The following is an 18,313-nucleotide window of genomic DNA, read 5'->3' as shown; positions in this document are numbered from 1 at the left end:
TATTTAGTTATTCAGCATTACCGGCATCACAAGCATGGTAACGGTTTCGCCTTCATCTAAGCCATCAATTGGCGTTAAAATTCCGGCACGATTTGGCATTGACATTTCCAATTGGATTTCGTCTGATGTTAAATTTGTCAACATTTCAGATAAGAAACGGGAATTGAATCCGATTTGCATATCATCGCCTTGATAATCGCAAGTCAATCTTTCTTCTGCTTTGTTTGAGTAATCAATATCTTCAGCAGAAATATTCAATTCGGCACCGGCAATTTTCAAACGGATTTGATGCGTAGTTTTGTTAGAGAAAATCGCAACACGACGCACAGAATTCAATAATAAAACTCGGTTAATCATCAATTTATTTGGATTTTCTTTTGGAATTACCGCTTCGTAGTTTGGATACTTTCCATCAATCAAACGACAAGTCAAAATATAACTATCGAAAGAGAAAGTGGCATTTGAATCGTTGTATTCTATAGTTACATCAGCATCAGAAGTTCCGAGAATGCTTTTCAGAATATTCAAAGGTTTCTTTGGCATAATGAAATCAGCAACTTGCGAAGCTTTCACATCGGCTCGAGCATATTTCACTAATTTATGTGCATCAGTAGCAACAAAAATCAAACCTTCAGGAGAGAATTGGAAAAAAACACCGCTCATTACCGGACGTAAATCGTCGTTTCCGGCAGCAAAAATAGTTTTGCTGATCGCTGTGGCTAAAACCTCTGAAGGAACCACCGTTGAAGATGGATTATCTAAACTTACCGATTTTGGAAATTCTTCTCCCGGTGCGTAAGCAATAGCATATTTACCCGAATTTGAACTGATTTCGATAGTGCTGTTTTCTTCTACAGTGAAAGTCAATGGTTGCTCAGGAAATGTTTTTAGAATGTCTAATAACAATTTCGCAGGAACAGCAACGCTTCCTTTGCTGGTTGAATCAATTTCTAAAGTAGCCGACATGGTTGTCTCTAAATCGGAAGCTGAAACACTTAAGTTTTTATGGTCTAACTCAAATAGGAAGTTATCTAAAATAGGCAAAGTGTTACTGCTATTGATAACACTACCCAGAACTTGTAGTTGTTTTAATAAGTATGAACTCGATACTATAAATTTCATCTGAATTTAATTTTTACAAATATATCTTAAACTAATAGATTTCAAAAAGTTTTTTATTAACATTACTTGCTATATTTTCGCTTGCGTAAAAAGGTAAACACAACTCCAAATAACAAGAGAATAACGATTGGCACTGCTACAGTTATGACTTGCGATTGGGTATAGGAAGCATAGACTTTTTCTTTATCCAAAATAGGCAAATTCACTTCCTTGCTTCTAATGTTAATAAGTCCGTTGTCGTCTAATAAATAATTGACACAATTCATCATAAAATCTTTGTTGGCGTAAAGAATTCCGGTTCGTTGATCCAATCCTAATTCAACCTCTCTGCCATCTTTGTCCAATTGGTTTTTAATTACATCACCATCGGAAATAACAATCATTTTACTGTCTTTTCCGGTGTTTTTGAAACTAGCATCTTTAAACGCTAAAACCCTGTTTTCGTATACCGAATGAAACTTTCCTTCGAGAAGAACAGCCACCGGATAATTTCCTGAACCGGCAAAATCTTTTGGACCTAATTCTTCAGATGCCATTCGTAAACTTACTTCAGACGGCGTTCCAATTAGTTTTGAATATTGGGATGATTGCAGTAAAATGGTTTTGTTGATGTCGTTTTTCAATGGCTCAATCGGACTGGCAAATTGAAATTTGATTCCGTCCAAATTAGTTACAATTGGATTTTTTGTGTCTTGCGAAGGATAAATCATCGGAGAAAGATACCAAGGCAGTTTAACTTTTTGAGTGCCACTTCCCGGTGCGCCTGTTTCCAATATAATTGGTGTAGCCAATAAATCTTTTATCAGATCAGGATGCAGTCTTATTCCATATTTAAAGAACATATCATTCAGATTCAAATCTCTTGGAAATGCCAGATTTGCTCCTGTTTCATTATACAAACTGTCTATTTCCATATTGACCTGATCAACCAGCCAAATCGTTTTTCCTCCATTGATAACATATTGGTCTAATACTTGTTTTTCTGCATCTGAGAAGGCTTCAGTTGGTTTGGCAATAATCGCTAAATCGTACTTTTTCAAATGTTCTAAAGTCTGAACCGGAGTTTTAGCAACTGAATCTAAAGTAAATGGCGCAATAAAATAATTGTCTCTAACGGATTTGATAAAATCTGCAATGTATCGGTCTTCAAGCTCGCCATTACCATTAATGATTACCACTTTTTTCTGTTTGTCTTTTGAAACGGTATTGATGGCATTAGCAAAAGCATATTCTAAATGCTGCACCGAACTCACCACTTTTTCAGCTGTTGATGCGCCCATCATGTTTTTTAGCAACGGAACTTTTACCGAACGATTGCCACAAGTGGCAATTGCCCATGGAAAAACTACTTCCTGAGTTTGTTGTCCTTTGTCGTTTACGGTAACATTTACAGGAGTCAAGCCACGTTGTATAAAAGATTGCATTATGCTGTCTTTCTCTTCTTCTTTTTCAAGCGGATTGACAAATTGGAAGATAACATTCGAATTATTCGATTTAAATTCTTCTAATAATTGTTGGGTTTCCGTTTGTAATTTTTTGAATTCTCCCGGAAAATCTCCTTCGAGAAAGACATCTATATATAATGGTTCTTTGACATCGGCAACAATGTTTAAAGATGTTTGCGAAAGTGTATAGCGTTTGTCGGCAGTTAAGTCAAAACGTTTGTAAAGAAAATGACCAGCCAAGTTCAGTATCACTATAAAACCTATAGTGAGCGCTATTTTTTTAAAGTTATTGTTTGTTGTTTTCATCACGATTTCAAAGATTTAAGTTTAAAAACAGTGAACGATAAAAACAGAAACGACACACTTACAAAATACAAAATATCCCGTGTGTCTAAAACGCCGCGCGACATGCTTTTGAAATGATAATCCATTCCGATTCGGGAAACAGCATCTTCAAAACCTTTAACGTAAGTTGAAATACCTTCAAAACCAAAGTAAAAAAGGAAACATAAAAACACCGAAAGTAAAAACGCCACAATCTGATTTTCAGAAAGTGTGGATGTAAAAATCCCGATAGAAGTGTAAGAAGCAACCAGAAATAATAATCCAAAATAAGAACCCAATGTGCTACCCATATCGATATTGCCTTCGGGCATTCCCAAACTGGAAATTACGTAAACGTAAACCAAAGTCGGCAGCAGCGCAATAACAATCAGTAAAAACGAACCGAGGAATTTGCCGTTTACAATTTGCCAAAGCGATAAGGGTTTGGTCAATAACAATTCAATTGTGCCTTGCTTTTTTTCATCCGAAAAACTACGCATCGTTACGGCCGGAATCAGGAAAATGAAAATCCATGGTGCCAAAGTAAAAAACGGACTCAAATCGGCAAATCCGCTTTGGAGTATATTGTATTCGCCATCAAAAACCCAAAGGAATAAGCCGTTGAGCAATAGAAATAATCCAATCACGAGGTAGCCGATTGGTGAACCAAAGAAGGATTTTATTTCGCGTAACGCTATTGATTTCATTTATTTTATTTTAGGGTAAACTTACTACTTTATCCACACTCCAGGCTTCCGGTTTTTCGTTGAATAGTTTTTTGGTAAATGTCCAAACATCATAAAACAATTCCGATTGACGGTAATTTTCCAAATCAGCTTCGGTTTCCCAAAAGCTATACGTAAAGAAAATGCACGGATTGTTTTTGTCCTGATACAATTCTAAAAAACGATTGCCTTCTGCGCCGCGTATTTTTTCTTTCATCACGTCAAAATTCTCCAAAAACTTTGGAATATGCTCTTCGTGAAAACTCATTTTTACTATTCGTATGAACATTATTTTTCTTTTAACTTATCCCTTTTCCCTAATCCCTTAACTTCCGAACTCAATCGTTACCACATCTCTATAATTCAAACCTAATAAACTGGAAGCAGATCCAACGGTTTCCGGATTACTTCTAAAAATGGCAATTTCCAAAAAACCAGCTTCGTTAAAAATCGCCAGTTTCTGTCCTTCATGATCTTTCAAAGGATAGTTGGAGGAAATTCCAATATCGGAGTATTTTGGTAAAATAGTTTTTATGATTTGGTTTTTAAACTTTAGTTCGTAAGGTCTGCTTTTGCCTATTTCCAAAAATAATTTCTTTGGAATGTTGGTTACGACATTACCCAGATAATCAATATAAATTACATTTCCTTTAATCTGATTATCGTGAACAAGAGCTTGTAATTCGGTAACTTCTTTGATGGCTTTTATTTCTTTGCCAATTACGTTTAGCAAACCACCTTTGGCTAAATGACAGGCGACTTTTACAAACACATCCAAATCGGTGGCATCATTTGGTAAACGGTCGTGAATATTAATGGCAACCAATTTTTGCGGAACAATCTTTTGAATCAGCATACTCAAAATCCCATTATCAGCACAAATGAAGTACTGATCGTTCCATTGCATAGCAATATGCTGATTTTCGGTATTCAATTCGATGTCAACACCAATTAAATGTACGGTTCCTTTTGGAAAACTATTATACGCCGCACCAATTATATAAGCAGCTTCGGCAACATTGAAAGCGTCAATATTGTGGGAAATATCAATAATCGTGGCTTCGCGAAACTCGGATAACAATTTACCTTTTAAAGCGCCGACAAAGTGGTCTTTTAATCCGTAATCGGTCGTTAAAGTGATGATTGACATAAATTGTTTATAACTTGGTTGAAATCGGTTTCCAAAAATAGTAAAACCTATTCTTTTATTTGATTAAATTTGGATACAAAGCTAATAATATATAGCGAATTATTTTAATTTAATACTACTGCATTTGAACGAACGTATCATTGAATTACACGACATTGCTCCAAAAGAATTTTGGGGCGCTCAAGATGCCCATCTTGAAACCATTAAAAGATATTACCCTAAACTCAAAATCGTAGCCCGAGGCACCACATTAAAAGCATTCGGAGAGAAAGAAGAGTTAGATGAGTTCGAAAACCGCTTTAACCGCCTGATGTTACATTTTACACGTTATAACAATATTGATGATAATGTTATCGATCGCGTTATACAAAGCAACTCACAGGAAGAGCAACGCATGCCTGACAGTGATAAGATATTGGTTCACGGAATAGGAGGGAAGCTCATCAAAGCGATGACGCCTAACCAACAAAAGCTGGTAGATTACGTCGCTAAAAACGATATGGTTTTTGCAGTTGGTCCAGCCGGAACCGGGAAGACTTATACCGGAGTTGCTTTGGCAGTAAAAGCACTAAAGGAAAAACAGGTAAAAAGAATTATTTTAACGCGCCCTGCTGTGGAAGCTGGTGAAAATCTGGGATTTCTTCCTGGTGATATGAAAGAAAAACTTGATCCGTATATGCAACCTTTATACGATGCATTGCGTGATATGATTCCGCCACAAACTTTGGAAGATTACATATTAAAAGGAATTATACAAATTGCACCATTAGCATTCATGCGTGGAAGAACCTTGGATAATGCTTTTGTGATTTTGGATGAAGCGCAGAATACAACACATTCGCAAATGAAAATGTTCTTGACCCGTATGGGAAAAAGCGCAAAATTTATCATCACGGGTGATCCGGGACAAGTTGATTTACCACGAAGAACCATTTCGGGATTGAAGGAAGCCTTATTAGTTTTGAAAGATATTGAAGGCATCGGAATCATCTATCTTGATGACAAAGACATTGTTCGTCACAGATTAGTTAAAAAAGTAATCGATGCGTATAAGAGTATTGAGAATAACGACTAATCAATAGTTTTAATTTTAGAACATAACCCTATCAAGTTAAAGATTGATAGGGTTCTTTTTTTAATTTAAATTGATAACTAAAAAGTTCCTTCAAATTCCTATTTTTGCATCCACAACAACACAACATAATGAATACTATTACTACAACCCATTTCAATTTTCCGAATCAAAAATCGGTTTACCGCGGTAAAGTCCGTGAAGTCTATAACATCAATGACGATTTGTTAGTGATGATTGCTACTGACAGATTATCTGCCTTTGATGTCGTTATGCCAAAAGGAATTCCTTATAAAGGACAAATTCTAAATCAAATTGCTACTAAGTTTATGCATTTGACACAAGATATTGTTCCCAATTGGCTTATTGCAACTCCGGATCCAAACGTTGCTGTTGGTCATCTTTGTGAACCTTTTAAAGTAGAAATGGTAATTCGTGGTTATCTTTCCGGTCATGCAGCTCGTGAATATGCTCTTGGAAAAAGAACAATCTGCGGTGTAACTATGGCAGAAGGTTTAAAAGAGAACGACAAATTTCCAACACCAATTATTACGCCAACAACTAAAGCAGACAATGGTTCACACGATGAAGACATTTCGCGTGAAGCTATTTTGGCAAACGGAATCGTTTCAGAAGAAGATTATTTGGTTTTAGAAAAGTACACCAGAGCTTTATACCAACGAGGAACTGAAATTGCGGCAAGCAGAGGTTTAATTTTGGTCGACACCAAATATGAATTTGGTAAAACCAAAGACGGAAAGATTGTCTTAATTGATGAAATCCACACGCCGGATTCCTCCCGTTATTTTTATGCTGAAGGTTATCAGGAAAGACAAGATAATGGTGAAGAACAAAAACAATTATCAAAAGAATTTGTTCGTCGTTGGTTAATAGAAAATGGTTTTCAGGGAAAAGAAGGACAGCAAATTCCAAATATGACTGATGAATATATTGAAACGGTTTCGGAACGCTACATCGAATTGTATGAAAATATATTAGGCGAAAAATTTATCAAAGCCGATATATCAAATATTAATGAAAGAATTGAAAAGAATGTATTGAGTTTTCTCAACCAATAAAATAATAGTGAAATAAAGATTAACTAACCATCCGCATCTACGGATGGTTTTTCTTTGTATAGACATAAAGAGCTAATAATTAGTGCATTTGTTAAATATATGTTATAATATTTTTTTTCTGTAACGAATTGCAAACACGATAGTCTTACACTTTAATCATTAACATTTAAATCATCAATCATGAAAAAAACAATCATTATCCTAGGTTTAGCTCTTGTAGCTTTTACAGATGTTGCAGTTGCAAGTACTGTTTCAACTTCAACTTTTACAACTTCAAAAGAAATTGTAAATTACAACAACACTCCATTATGTAATGCTATTATCAATGGAGATATAGCATCAGTTAAAAAGTTCGTTGAATATGGCAGCGATGTAAATGAATTGTCAAACGGAGTAACACCTCTAATGTTTGCTGCCCGATACAACAATGTTGAAATCATCAAATATTTATTGTCAAAAGGTGCAGACAAAAAAATCAAAGACGAAAGAGGAAATACAGCATTAAAATATGCTGAGCTTTCAAAAGCACAAGAAGCTTTAGCTTTTTTAAAACAAGCTTAAAACCAATTTAAAGAGCACCGTTTATTTATAAGCGGTGCTTTTTTTATTTCCAAACATCAATAAAAATGCTTTTAATGTTAAAAATTTGTTAAATTTAAGTACTATGTAAAACAAGGTATCTGTTTTTAGCCATATATTTGCATAGGATATTAATCTAAATAATAAAATCATCAATCATAAAAAATCATCAATCATAAAAAATCAATCATCATGAAAACATCAATCATCATTTTAGGACTAGTTGCTTTAAGCTTTACTAACGCAAATGCAACTACAGAGTTTGAAACTCAAGTTTTAGACCAACAAGAATCAGCTACATTAATTTTAGAAACTTCAACTAACAATGAAGTATCAAATGAAACTGACACAACAATTTTTAATCCAGCTTCAGTTATTGAAACTACTTATGTAAAAACTATCGAAGATGTGATAGCTGAAAACAAGTTAATTACTGAAAGTCAAGATGAAACTGCTCAATACCTTTCTTTAGAAACAACTATTGAAGACAGAATTACCGAAGACAATCAAATTATTGAAAGCACAATTTCAAATGAATTTTTTCCATTAGATTTTGAAAAAATAAACAGTAAAATTCAATGTGTTAAAGTGTACAATAACGATGCTACTATTAAAGTAGATTTAAAATTATAAGTTTAGGTTGATTGCTTTCGCAGCCATGCGGAAGTAAAAAAAGCATCCCGATTTATCGGGATGCTTTTTGTTTTGTATTACTTGAAATAAGAAAAAGTGTCGTTGTTTTCTATTTTCAGCAGACTTTCATAAATCAGTTTGATGACGTTTTCTACATCTTCTCTATGAACCATCTCAACCGTCGTATGCATATAACGCAACGGTAAAGAAATCAAAGCCGAAGCAACACCACCATTACTATAAGCAAAAGCATCAGTATCAGTTCCGGTAGCTCTTGAAGTGGCATGACGCTGAAATGGAATTTTATTAGCTTCCGCCGTATTTACAATTAACTCTCTTAACGTATTATGAACAGCCGGAGCATAAGCAATCACCGGACCTTTACCCATTTGTAAATCGCCTTCGATTTTCTTCTCAATCATCGGAGTTGTCGTGTCATGACAAACATCGGTTACTATGGCAACATTAGGTTTTATAGTGTTGGTAATCATTTCGGCGCCACGAAGCCCAATTTCTTCCTGGACAGAATTGGTAATATATAATCCAAAAGGCAATTTCTTTTTATTTTCTTTCAAAAGTCGAGCAACTTCCGCAATCATAAAACCGCCCATTCTATTGTCGATAGCACGGCAAACAAATTTATTGCCATTCAAAATCATGAATTCATCAGGATAGGTTATAACACAACCAACATGAACGCCTAGTTTTTCAACTTCGTCTTTCGTAGAACAACCACAGTCTATAAATATATTGTGTAAGGTTGCTGATTCTTCTTTTCCACGATTTCGGGTGTGAATAGCAGGCCAACCAAAAACACCTTTTACAATACCTTTTTTAGTGTGAATGTTAACTCTTTTAGAAGGTGCGATTTGATGATCTGAACCACCATTTCGTATAACATATATTAGTCCTTCAGCAGTAATATAATTTACATACCACGAAATTTCATCAGAGTGTCCTTCAATAACTACTTTATATTTAGCATCCGGATTGATTACTCCCACAGCCGAACCATAAGTGTCAGTTATAAAAGTATCCACATAAGGTTTCAAATAATCCATCCAAAGTTTTTGACCATTCGATTCATAACCCGTCGGAGAGGCATTATTTAAATAGGTTTCTAAAAAGGAAAGTGATGATTTGGTGAGTATAGATTTTGTTGCCATAAATATTTTTTTGCTAAAATATAAATTTGGCATCACAGTTGTTAGGGATATTCCATATTTTTACCCTAATAAATAATATCTATGCAAAAGTTAATTTTTCTCTTTTTATTCCTTTCCGTTTCTTTTATTTCAAACGCACAAGTTACAAACGATTCACTGGCAAAAAGAGATGCCATGATAGAAGCGAACGACACCATTGTTCCGCTGGAAGAAGTAGTAGTCTATAGACACAAGTGGAGCGCAGAAGAAAAGAAAGAATTCCAGTTACTTCAAAACAGAGTCTATAAAGTATATCCAATTGCCAAAATTGCCGCCGAAAGATTGACGGTCATGAATAAGAATATGGATAAAATGAAAACCAACAGAGAGAAAAAGAAATACTTCAAAATAGTTGAGAATTATATGGAGAATGAGTTCACAGGACAACTAAAAAAACTCTCGAGAAAACAAGGCCAGATATTAGTTAAGCTAATCCATCGCCAAACAGGTTATACCACATTCGAGTTGATTAAAGATTACAAAAGCGGCTGGAAAGCATTCTGGTCTAATAACACCGCCAGATTATTCGATATAAATCTCAAAACAAAATATGCGCCCTACGACGTTAACGAAGACTTTTTAATTGAAACCATTCTGGACCGCGCTTTCGTCAGAGGAAGATTAGTCAATCAGAAACCTGCAAACCCTGTAGATATAGATGAACTATATGATTACTGGGAGAAGAAAGCCAAAGAACTCAAAAAGTAGACAATCCTTTTTAAATTTTAGGAGCACACCAATTACAGTATTCGGGACGAGTCGTCCCGCTATCCGCGCTACGCGGTAGCTGCTTCTATCGGGGCTATTTTGGAGGTTTTGTATAAATCAAGACAAAGAGCAGTTGTAAACTGCAAGTTATCAACACCTTAAAAAAAGCTTCAAAAAACATTAAATTTTATTTGGAATAAGGGAGATTTAGTTTTTATATTTGCACCCCGCAAGAGAGGGATGTTCATATAAAAACTGGAAAAACGAGGAATTTAAAATAAATTCAAAAATATTTTTAAAATTGCTTGTTGGTTAAAAAAGAATAGTTACTTTTGCACCCGCTAAACGAAAGAATAGCGATTTGTCCTGAACTTGTTTCAGGAACTAAAGAAAACAAAAACGTTCATAGACATATTGAATTGACAGCCGTTTTAGACAGTGATGTTTAAAACAACAAAAAGAGAGTAAGAGAATCGGAAGATTTGAAAAAAGACTAGCCTTTGTCTACATTACGAATGCAGAACGCGAGTTCAGCATAACAATATACGATGAAGAGTTTGATCCTGGCTCAGGATGAACGCTAGCGGCAGGCTTAACACATGCAAGTCGAGGGGTAGGGTAGCAATACCTGAGACCGGCGCACGGGTGCGTAACGCGTATGCAATCTACCTTTTACAGAGGGATAGCCCAGAGAAATTTGGATTAATACCTCATAGCATTGCGAAATGGCATCATTTTGCAATTAAAGTTCCAACGGTAAAAGATGAGCATGCGTCCCATTAGCTAGATGGTAAGGTAACGGCTTACCATGGCTACGATGGGTAGGGGTCCTGAGAGGGAGATCCCCCACACTGGTACTGAGACACGGACCAGACTCCTACGGGAGGCAGCAGTGAGGAATATTGGACAATGGGCGCAAGCCTGATCCAGCCATGCCGCGTGCAGGAAGACGGTCCTATGGATTGTAAACTGCTTTTGTACGGGAAGAAACACTCCCTCGTGAGGGAGCTTGACGGTACCGTAAGAATAAGGATCGGCTAACTCCGTGCCAGCAGCCGCGGTAATACGGAGGATCCAAGCGTTATCCGGAATCATTGGGTTTAAAGGGTCCGTAGGCGGTTTGGTAAGTCAGTGGTGAAAGCCCTTCGCTCAACGGAGGAACGGCCATTGATACTGCCAGACTTGAATTACTGGGAAGTAACTAGAATATGTAGTGTAGCGGTGAAATGCTTAGATATTACATGGAATACCAATTGCGAAGGCAGGTTACTACCAGTGGATTGACGCTGATGGACGAAAGCGTGGGGAGCGAACAGGATTAGATACCCTGGTAGTCCACGCCGTAAACGATGGATACTAGCTGTTGGGATTTATCTCAGTGGCTAAGCGAAAGTGATAAGTATCCCACCTGGGGAGTACGTTCGCAAGAATGAAACTCAAAGGAATTGACGGGGGCCCGCACAAGCGGTGGAGCATGTGGTTTAATTCGATGATACGCGAGGAACCTTACCAAGGCTTAAATGTAGTTTGACAGGTTTGGAAACAGATCTTTCTTCGGACAAATTACAAGGTGCTGCATGGTTGTCGTCAGCTCGTGCCGTGAGGTGTCAGGTTAAGTCCTATAACGAGCGCAACCCCTGTTGTTAGTTGCCAGCGAGTCAAGTCGGGAACTCTAACAAGACTGCCAGTGTAAACTGTGAGGAAGGTGGGGATGACGTCAAATCATCACGGCCCTTACGCCTTGGGCTACACACGTGCTACAATGGACGGTACAGAGAGCAGCCACTACGCGAGTAGGAGCGAATCTATAAAACCGTTCTCAGTTCGGATCGGAGTCTGCAACTCGACTCCGTGAAGCTGGAATCGCTAGTAATCGGATATCAGCCATGATCCGGTGAATACGTTCCCGGGCCTTGTACACACCGCCCGTCAAGCCATGGAAGCTGGGGGTACCTGAAGTCGGTGACCGTAAGGAGCTGCCTAGGGTAAAACTGGTAACTAGGGCTAAGTCGTAACAAGGTAGCCGTACCGGAAGGTGCGGCTGGAACACCTCCTTTCTAGAGACGATAAAAAGGACTAGACCTTAAATCATTTAATTCAATTACTCTCGCTGTTAGTTCAAATATTATAATAAGCAAAAAACAGAGTCTCGTAGCTCAGCTGGTTAGAGTACTACACTGATAATGTAGGGGTCCCCAGTTCGAGTCTGGGCGGGACTACTTTGTTTTGTTTATAAAGGAAATTCTGGAGGTTGAGTAACCGTTTGAAGTACTGTTAACTTAGAACTGTTAACTGACCACTAAGAAACGGGGGATTAGCTCAGCTGGCTAGAGCGCCTGCCTTGCACGCAGGAGGTCATCGGTTCGACTCCGATATTCTCCACAGCTTCGAAAGAAGAAAAGTTCATTGACATATTGAGATAAGAAAAAATTTAAAAAGTAGAAAGCGTTTGTTGCTATTTATAGTAATGAACAAAAAAAAACGGTCTCGTTGTTTACAACGAGATTGGGTACAATAAGCAAAATAAGGGCGTATGGGGGATGCCTAGGCTCTCAGAGGCGAAGAAGGACGTGATAAGCTGCGAAAAGCTACGGGGATTGGCACACACGAATTGATCCGTAGATATCCGAATGGGGCAACCCGGCATGTTGAAGACATGTCACACCGATAGGTGGGCAAACCCGCTGAACTGAAACATCTAAGTAGGCGGAGGAGAAGAAAACAAAAGTGATTCCGTAAGTAGTGGCGAGCGAACGCGGATTAGCCCAAACCAGTGTTGTTACGGCAATGCTGGGGTTGTAGGACCACGACATTCTATGCGGATTGAACTGGAATTACCTGGAAAGGTAAGCGATACAGGGTGATAGCCCCGTACAGGTAAGAGAAGATATAGATAGTGGTATCCTGAGTAGGGCGGGGCACGTGAAACCCTGTCTGAATTTGGCGGGACCATCCGCTAAGGCTAAATACTCCTGAGAGACCGATAGTGAACCAGTACCGTGAGGGAAAGGTGAAAAGAACCGTGAATAACGGAGTGAAATAGATCCTGAAACCATACGCTTACAAGCGGTCGGAGCCCTTTCGTGGGGTGACGGCGTGCCTTTTGCATAATGAGCCTACGAGTTAACGTTGCTGGCGAGGTTAAGTATTTAAGATACGGATCCGTAGCGAAAGCGAGTCTGAATAGGGCGCTTTAGTCAGTAGTGTTAGACGCGAAACCGTGTGATCTACCCATGGGCAGGATGAAGCTGTGGTAACACATAGTGGAGGTCCGAACCGGTTGACGTTGAAAAGTCTTCGGATGACCTGTGGGTAGGGGTGAAAGGCCAATCAAACTCGGAAATAGCTCGTACTCCCCGAAATGCATTTAGGTGCAGCGTTAGTTATAAAGTTATATAGAGGTAGAGCTACTGATTGGATGCGGGGGCTTCACCGCCTACCAATTCCTGACAAACTCCGAATGCTATATAATGTTCACTAACAGTGAGGGCTTGGGTGCTAAGGTCCAAGTCCGAGAGGGAAAGAACCCAGACCATCAGCTAAGGTCCCAAAATCTATACTAAGTTGAAATAACGAGGTTTGTCTGCCCAGACAGCTAGGATGTTGGCTTGGAAGCAGCCATTCATTTAAAGAGTGCGTAACAGCTCACTAGTCGAGCGGACGAGCATGGATAATAATCGGGCATAAGTATAGTACCGAAGCTATGGATTTACAGTAATGTAAGTGGTAGGGGAGCATTCTGACATCAGCGAAGGTGTATCGTAAGGTATGCTGGAGAGGTCAGAAAAGAAAATGTAGGCATAAGTAACGATAATGCGGGCGAGAAACCCGCACACCGAAAGACTAAGGTTTCCTCAGCTATGCTAATCAGCTGAGGGTTAGTCGGGTCCTAAGGCGAACCCGAAAGGGACAGTCGATGGCCAACGGGTTAATATTCCCGTACTACTGTTAATTGTGATGGAGTGACGGAGTGATGAAAGTACCGCGAACTGACGGAATAGTTCGTTAAAGCACCTACCTATAGGTCTTGTAGTTAAATGCGCAGGAACTGGGGAAATGCGATAGTACTCGGAGTCTTCGGACAAAGAGATAGTGTACCTAAGGGCTTCCAAGAAAAACTTCTAAACTTAGATTAACAGTACCCGTACCGTAAACCGACACAGGTAGTCGAGGAGAGAATCCTAAGGTGCTCGAGAGATTCATGGCTAAGGAATTAGGCAAAATAGACCTGTAACTTCGGGAGAAAGGTCGCCCCCAGCAATGGGGGCCGCAGTGAAGAGGTCCAGGCGACTGTTTATCAAAAACACAGGGCTCTGCAAAATCGTAAGATGAAGTATAGGGCCTGACACCTGCCCGGTGCTGGAAGGTTAAGAGGAGATGTTATGAGTAATCAGAAGCATTGAATTGAAGCCCCAGTAAACGGCGGCCGTAACTATAACGGTCCTAAGGTAGCGAAATTCCTTGTCGGGTAAGTTCCGACCTGCACGAATGGTGTAACGATCTGGACACTGTCTCAGCCATGAGCTCGGTGAAATTGTAGTAGCGGTGAAGATGCCGCTTACCCGCAGTGGGACGAAAAGACCCTGTGCACCTTTACTATAGCTTAGTATTGGTCTTGGATAAGTGATGTGTAGGATAGGTGGGAGACTATGAAGTGGCGTCGCCAGGCGTTGTGGAGTCATTGTTGAAATACCACCCTTTGCTTATCTGAGGTCTAACCCCGTATTTCGGGGGACATTGCTTGGTGGGTAGTTTGACTGGGGTGGTCGCCTCCAAAAGAGTAACGGAGGCTTCTAAAGGTTCCCTCAGCACGCTTGGTAACCGTGCGTAGAGTGCAATGGCATAAGGGAGCTTGACTGAGAGACATACAGGTCGATCAGGTACGAAAGTAGAGCATAGTGATCCGGTGGTTCCGCATGGAAGGGCCATCGCTCAAAGGATAAAAGGTACGCCGGGGATAACAGGCTGATCTCCCCCAAGAGCTCATATCGACGGGGGGGTTTGGCACCTCGATGTCGGCTCGTCACATCCTGGGGCTGGAGAAGGTCCCAAGGGTTGGGCTGTTCGCCCATTAAAGTGGCACGCGAGCTGGGTTCAGAACGTCGTGAGACAGTTCGGTCTCTATCTACTGTGGGCGCAAGAAATTTGAGTGGATCTGATTCTAGTACGAGAGGACCGAATTGGACAAACCTCTGGTGTATCTGTTGTTCCGCCAGGAGCACCGCAGAGTAGCTACGTTTGGAAGGGATAAGCGCTGAAAGCATATAAGCGCGAAACCCACCACAAGATGAGATTTCTTTTAAGGGTCGTGGAAGATGACCACGTTGATAGGCTATAGATGTAAAGGCAGTAATGTCATAGTCGAGTAGTACTAATAACCCGTAAGCTTATGTACACCTTTTCCTCCGCCGCAAGGCGGAGGAAGAAACTTTCTTTAATTTTTCTTTATCTCAGTATGTTAAGATATTATGTATTGTTCTCGTTTTCAGAACGAGACCCTTGCAAAACGACTTAAGGTGGTTATTGCGTCGGGGCTCACCTCTTCCCATTCCGAACAGAGAAGTTAAGCCCGACTGCGCAGATGGTACTGCAGTTATGTGGGAGAGTATGTCGCTGCCTTTTTTTATGGAACCCTTCATCATTGATGAAGGGTTCTTTTTTTATACCTGAAGCCCACTGGGCTTCCTCCTCTTAATATCAAATCTTTTTTTATAAAACCCTATTCATTTATTTGGATAGGGTTTTTTGTTTCTAATAAGGTGGAGAAAATATTGAGGCTGCGTCGACAAAATATCGAAGCCTTATCAATAAAAACTTGAGGCTGCGTCAACAATTTGTTGACGCAGCCTCGAGAAAATGTTGACGCCTTAAACTTTATGTGTATTGTGGGCTCTTTGCTCTGAATGCTGATTTTATATATTAATCAGTGTAAATATAATTTCCGGCACCTACCAATGTAGCTTTATCTGTAATTCCCTGACCGGTTGGTGGCGCTAATGGATTTTGTTGGTATAAATATATTCTCATTCCCGATAATCCAGGAACTAACGTAAACTGATGTAAAATACTATTTACAGATGCACTGCTCAAATGATTGCTTGAGAATTGCTGGGTCATTCCCAATACTGATGTTAGATTTGGCATAGTAACAGAAGTTAACTGAGGATTATTCCTAAAGTCAAAGGCTGCTGTTGTAAGTGCAGGAAAATTTAATGTTTGGATGCTGGAATTAGTAATGTTAATGATTCCTCCGGTATGAAGATTAGGGAGGTTTACTGTCGACAGTGATGTACCACTGAAATAAAGATTACCACTTAAGAAACTCGGTAAGCTTATGGTTGTCAATGATGTATTATTAGTAATCTTTAAGGAGGAGTAAGTGCCAGTTGTATATTGTAGGTTCGGAAAGCTGATAGATGATAAGCTGGGATTAGCATCGATAAGAATTTCTGAATTTGAAATATTCAGGTTGGGTAATGATAATGATGTTAAGCCTGCATTGCTAATGGTCATACCAGTAGAAGTAGTATAATTGGGTGCTGAGAAGGATGTCAGATTTACGCTGCCCCCTATATACACACGACCGCTTGTATAATTTGGTAATGAAACTGATGATAAAGTGGATCCACCAAATAAAGTAAGTCTGCCATTCGTATAATTAGGAATATTTAAAGTAGTCACACTTGTATTCGAGATTTCTATATCGCCTTCAGTTAATTGAGGGAGATTTATAGAGGTAATGTTAGGCGAGGTAATCCCCAAATTATTACCGGTCGTTATTTTTCTAAGGGATAAAAAACTAACTGTCTGTAATGCATTATTCCATATATCTATCCTATCTGATTTGGTAAGCGAATTAAAAGTCAAGGTTGTTAGTGAAGGATTATCACGAACATTAATGTATTCGTAACATTGAGTAATACCGTTAACCGACAATGTTGTTAAAGCAGTATTGTTTGTAACTGTCAATCTTACTAAGGTGGTTGCTGCATCCAGATTTACTGTTGTTAATACAGTTGTGCTAATAATGTTAACAAACTCAGTACTTGAGCCCAATTCGCGGCCTAGCTGCGCTGCAGCTTCTGCATCGGTTATATCTCCTTTCAAATAGATATTACTCTTACCAACAGGCTTAGTGGTTTCTGCATAAAATGCATATGGCACACTCAAAAGCTGACTTGTTCCGGTGATGGTATAGTTGTTACCGCCAGTTGGGTCGGTTTCAGTTTTAACGAAGTAGGAATCGTTACCCCAATTGATAGCAGCAAAACTTCCGGAGGTTATATTCCCTGCTCCAATCTCAATTGAAATTAACCCATTGATGTTCGTAGTTGTTGTATGGGTTTCTTCATAAACAACTGTTCCGGTTACAGAGCCTTTCAGGATGCTGACTTTCATGCCAACAGCTGTATTTATAATTAAACCATCACTCGTATTTCGGAGGATTGCCTGATAGCTCATTTTTTGTGGAGACTGAGCAAAGACTGAACAAACTGAAAGAATGATTAGGAAGGATAGTAGTTTTTTCATGGCGATAATTAGCTTATTTCTTTATGATTTTAAAACTTTTTAAGACTTGATTATTTTTAGAAACCGTTAAAATATAGAATCCTTGTGGGAGGTTTTCCATAGGAATGGCTTGGGTTTGTTGGTTTACCGGAATTGTATGTCTTGAAATTTTACCTGTACTGTCAAATAAAGCATAATTAACATTCGTTAAATCGAAATTTTCGTCAGAAGTCAGGTAAAGGACTTCTGCAGCGGGATTTGGAGCCACCTTAAATACTAAATTAATTGGCTGGAAATCGGGATTGGAAAGCACCATGATTTCAAACGGTTGCTGTACACCCTGGATTATATTTCCATTAGAACCTGACTGCATATTGTAGACAACCTGCCCGACTGAATAACTCGCAGAGCCTCCAGAGCCATTAGCCTGGCCTCCTGAAGATGTAGTGTTGTTTTGAGAATATGTGAAAGTTGAAGCGGCTAAAAAGATCAAAACAATGAATGTTTTACGAAAATAAAAAATTGTCATAAAAAGTCTATTTTATTGCTGCTACTCAAAGATAGGTTAATTCAACAGACAAAATCAATATTTAACACTCGCTGACTTATGTGCTGTAAACACTTTTCAAAGAAATGATAAGTTTTTTGTTTTGACAATTTGGTGAATAGGTTGCTTCGTACCTCGCAATGACTGCGTGAGGGATGGAAGCAAGCTGCCGTGCAGTGCGGACAGCCCGACCCGCCATTTTCGGCGGGACACGC

13 protein-coding genes, 2 tRNA genes and 3 rRNA genes are annotated in these 18,313 nt (G+C 39.0%); 10 read left to right on the top strand and 8 right to left on the bottom strand.

Annotation, left to right across the window (positions count from 1 at the left end; genetic code table 11):
- Positions 1 to 3: 3 nt before the first annotated feature.
- The 5 genes from dnaN to GS03_RS12805 form a co-directional block, all read right to left on the bottom strand.
- The gene (gene dnaN / locus GS03_RS12825; protein WP_136152930.1) at positions 4 to 1,122 is read right to left on the bottom strand and encodes a DNA polymerase III subunit beta; all 1,119 of its coding nucleotides are present in this window, start codon (positions 1,120 to 1,122) and stop codon (positions 4 to 6) included.
- Between the two features lie 62 nt (positions 1,123 to 1,184).
- A complete protein-coding gene (gldG, locus tag GS03_RS12820) occupies positions 1,185 to 2,873 on the bottom strand; it encodes a gliding motility-associated ABC transporter substrate-binding protein GldG (protein ID WP_136152929.1) in 1,689 nt (562 codons plus the stop codon).
- Complete coding sequence (gldF, locus tag GS03_RS12815; protein ID WP_136152928.1) at positions 2,873 to 3,598, bottom strand: gliding motility-associated ABC transporter permease subunit GldF; 726 nt, start codon at positions 3,596 to 3,598, stop codon at positions 2,873 to 2,875. The genes gldG and gldF overlap by 1 nt, the downstream gene beginning before the upstream one ends.
- Before the next feature lie 10 nt (positions 3,599 to 3,608).
- On the bottom strand, positions 3,609 to 3,905 hold the full coding sequence (locus GS03_RS12810) for a putative quinol monooxygenase (RefSeq protein WP_136152927.1): 297 nt from the start codon (positions 3,903 to 3,905) through the stop codon (positions 3,609 to 3,611).
- 36 nt (positions 3,906 to 3,941) lie between these two features.
- Positions 3,942 to 4,766: an SAM hydrolase/SAM-dependent halogenase family protein gene (locus GS03_RS12805; RefSeq protein ID WP_136152926.1), complete on the bottom strand. Its 825-nt coding sequence runs from the start codon at positions 4,764 to 4,766 to the stop codon at positions 3,942 to 3,944.
- 124 nt (positions 4,767 to 4,890) lie between these two features.
- Here GS03_RS12805 and GS03_RS12800 point away from each other — a divergent pair, with 124 nt between their 5' ends.
- The 4 genes from GS03_RS12800 to GS03_RS12785 all read left to right on the top strand — a co-directional run bounded on the left by GS03_RS12800 (position 4,891) and on the right by GS03_RS12785 (position 8,129).
- Positions 4,891 to 5,841, top strand: a complete 951-nt coding sequence (locus tag GS03_RS12800; RefSeq protein ID WP_136152925.1) for a PhoH family protein — start codon at positions 4,891 to 4,893, stop codon at positions 5,839 to 5,841.
- A gap of 128 nt (positions 5,842 to 5,969) precedes the next feature.
- Positions 5,970 to 6,917: a phosphoribosylaminoimidazolesuccinocarboxamide synthase gene (locus GS03_RS12795; protein ID WP_136152924.1), complete on the top strand. Its 948-nt coding sequence runs from the start codon at positions 5,970 to 5,972 to the stop codon at positions 6,915 to 6,917.
- Positions 6,918 to 7,097: 180 nt separating this feature from the next.
- Positions 7,098 to 7,478 carry an ankyrin repeat domain-containing protein gene (locus GS03_RS12790; protein WP_136152923.1) on the top strand — a complete coding sequence of 127 codons (381 nt, stop codon included), beginning with the start codon at positions 7,098 to 7,100 and terminating at the stop codon, positions 7,476 to 7,478.
- Between the two features lie 210 nt (positions 7,479 to 7,688).
- Positions 7,689 to 8,129 carry a hypothetical protein gene (locus GS03_RS12785; protein ID WP_136152922.1) on the top strand — a complete coding sequence of 147 codons (441 nt, stop codon included), beginning with the start codon at positions 7,689 to 7,691 and terminating at the stop codon, positions 8,127 to 8,129.
- 77 nt (positions 8,130 to 8,206) lie between these two features.
- Here GS03_RS12785 and GS03_RS12780 read toward each other — a convergent pair whose 3' ends face one another.
- Positions 8,207 to 9,295 carry a M42 family metallopeptidase gene (locus GS03_RS12780; RefSeq protein ID WP_136152921.1) on the bottom strand — a complete coding sequence of 363 codons (1,089 nt, stop codon included), beginning with the start codon at positions 9,293 to 9,295 and terminating at the stop codon, positions 8,207 to 8,209.
- Positions 9,296 to 9,376: 81 nt separating this feature from the next.
- Between GS03_RS12780 and GS03_RS12775 the strand changes: the two genes are divergently transcribed.
- The 6 genes from GS03_RS12775 (at position 9,377) to rrf (ending at position 15,664) form a co-directional block, all read left to right on the top strand.
- Complete coding sequence (locus GS03_RS12775; RefSeq protein ID WP_136152920.1) at positions 9,377 to 10,042, top strand: DUF4294 domain-containing protein; 666 nt, start codon at positions 9,377 to 9,379, stop codon at positions 10,040 to 10,042.
- 545 nt (positions 10,043 to 10,587) lie between these two features.
- Positions 10,588 to 12,099, top strand: a 16S ribosomal RNA gene (locus GS03_RS12770).
- Positions 12,100 to 12,187: 88 nt separating this feature from the next.
- Positions 12,188 to 12,261 (top strand) — tRNA-Ile (locus GS03_RS12765).
- Between the two features lie 89 nt (positions 12,262 to 12,350).
- Positions 12,351 to 12,424: transfer RNA gene (locus tag GS03_RS12760), tRNA-Ala, on the top strand.
- A 130-nt stretch (positions 12,425 to 12,554) separates the two neighbouring features.
- Positions 12,555 to 15,437: ribosomal RNA gene (locus GS03_RS12755) — 23S ribosomal RNA — on the top strand.
- Between the two features lie 117 nt (positions 15,438 to 15,554).
- Positions 15,555 to 15,664 (top strand): 5S ribosomal RNA (rrf, locus tag GS03_RS12750).
- The 16S, 23S and 5S rRNA genes sit together here with 2 tRNA genes alongside, the layout of an rRNA operon.
- A gap of 297 nt (positions 15,665 to 15,961) precedes the next feature.
- Here the strand turns inward: rrf and GS03_RS12745 are convergent.
- Both GS03_RS12745 and GS03_RS12740 read right to left on the bottom strand, forming a co-directional pair.
- Positions 15,962 to 17,572, bottom strand: a complete 1,611-nt coding sequence (locus tag GS03_RS12745) for a leucine-rich repeat domain-containing protein (RefSeq protein ID WP_136152919.1) — start codon at positions 17,570 to 17,572, stop codon at positions 15,962 to 15,964.
- A 13-nt stretch (positions 17,573 to 17,585) separates the two neighbouring features.
- Entirely contained in the window at positions 17,586 to 18,080 is a 495-nt protein-coding gene (locus GS03_RS12740) for a T9SS type A sorting domain-containing protein (RefSeq protein ID WP_136152918.1), read from the bottom strand.
- Positions 18,081 to 18,313: the final 233 nt, after the last annotated feature.

It is taken from the genome of Flavobacterium sangjuense (assembly GCF_004797125.1).
In the GTDB taxonomy this organism is placed as follows: domain Bacteria; phylum Bacteroidota; class Bacteroidia; order Flavobacteriales; family Flavobacteriaceae; genus Flavobacterium; species Flavobacterium sangjuense.
The sequence above is the reverse complement of the archived record's forward strand: the minus strand, read 5'-3'. Positions and strand labels throughout refer to the sequence as shown.

Coding starts and splice junctions, on each gene's coding strand:
- GS03_RS12745 (WP_136152919.1), bottom strand. CDS start 17,572: ATGAAAAAACTACTATCCTTCCTAATCATTCTTTCAGTTTGTTCAGTC.
- dnaN (WP_136152930.1), bottom strand. CDS start 1,122: ATGAAATTTATAGTATCGAGTTCATACTTATTAAAACAACTACAAGTT.
- GS03_RS12810 (WP_136152927.1), bottom strand. CDS start 3,905: ATGTTCATACGAATAGTAAAAATGAGTTTTCACGAAGAGCATATTCCA.
- GS03_RS12785 (WP_136152922.1), top strand. CDS start 7,689: ATGAAAACATCAATCATCATTTTAGGACTAGTTGCTTTAAGCTTTACT.
- GS03_RS12790 (WP_136152923.1), top strand. CDS start 7,098: ATGAAAAAAACAATCATTATCCTAGGTTTAGCTCTTGTAGCTTTTACA.
- GS03_RS12795 (WP_136152924.1), top strand. CDS start 5,970: ATGAATACTATTACTACAACCCATTTCAATTTTCCGAATCAAAAATCG.
- gldG (WP_136152929.1), bottom strand. CDS start 2,873: ATGAAAACAACAAACAATAACTTTAAAAAAATAGCGCTCACTATAGGT.
- GS03_RS12780 (WP_136152921.1), bottom strand. CDS start 9,295: ATGGCAACAAAATCTATACTCACCAAATCATCACTTTCCTTTTTAGAA.
- GS03_RS12775 (WP_136152920.1), top strand. CDS start 9,377: ATGCAAAAGTTAATTTTTCTCTTTTTATTCCTTTCCGTTTCTTTTATT.
- GS03_RS12805 (WP_136152926.1), bottom strand. CDS start 4,766: ATGTCAATCATCACTTTAACGACCGATTACGGATTAAAAGACCACTTT.
- gldF (WP_136152928.1), bottom strand. CDS start 3,598: ATGAAATCAATAGCGTTACGCGAAATAAAATCCTTCTTTGGTTCACCA.
- GS03_RS12740 (WP_136152918.1), bottom strand. CDS start 18,080: ATGACAATTTTTTATTTTCGTAAAACATTCATTGTTTTGATCTTTTTA.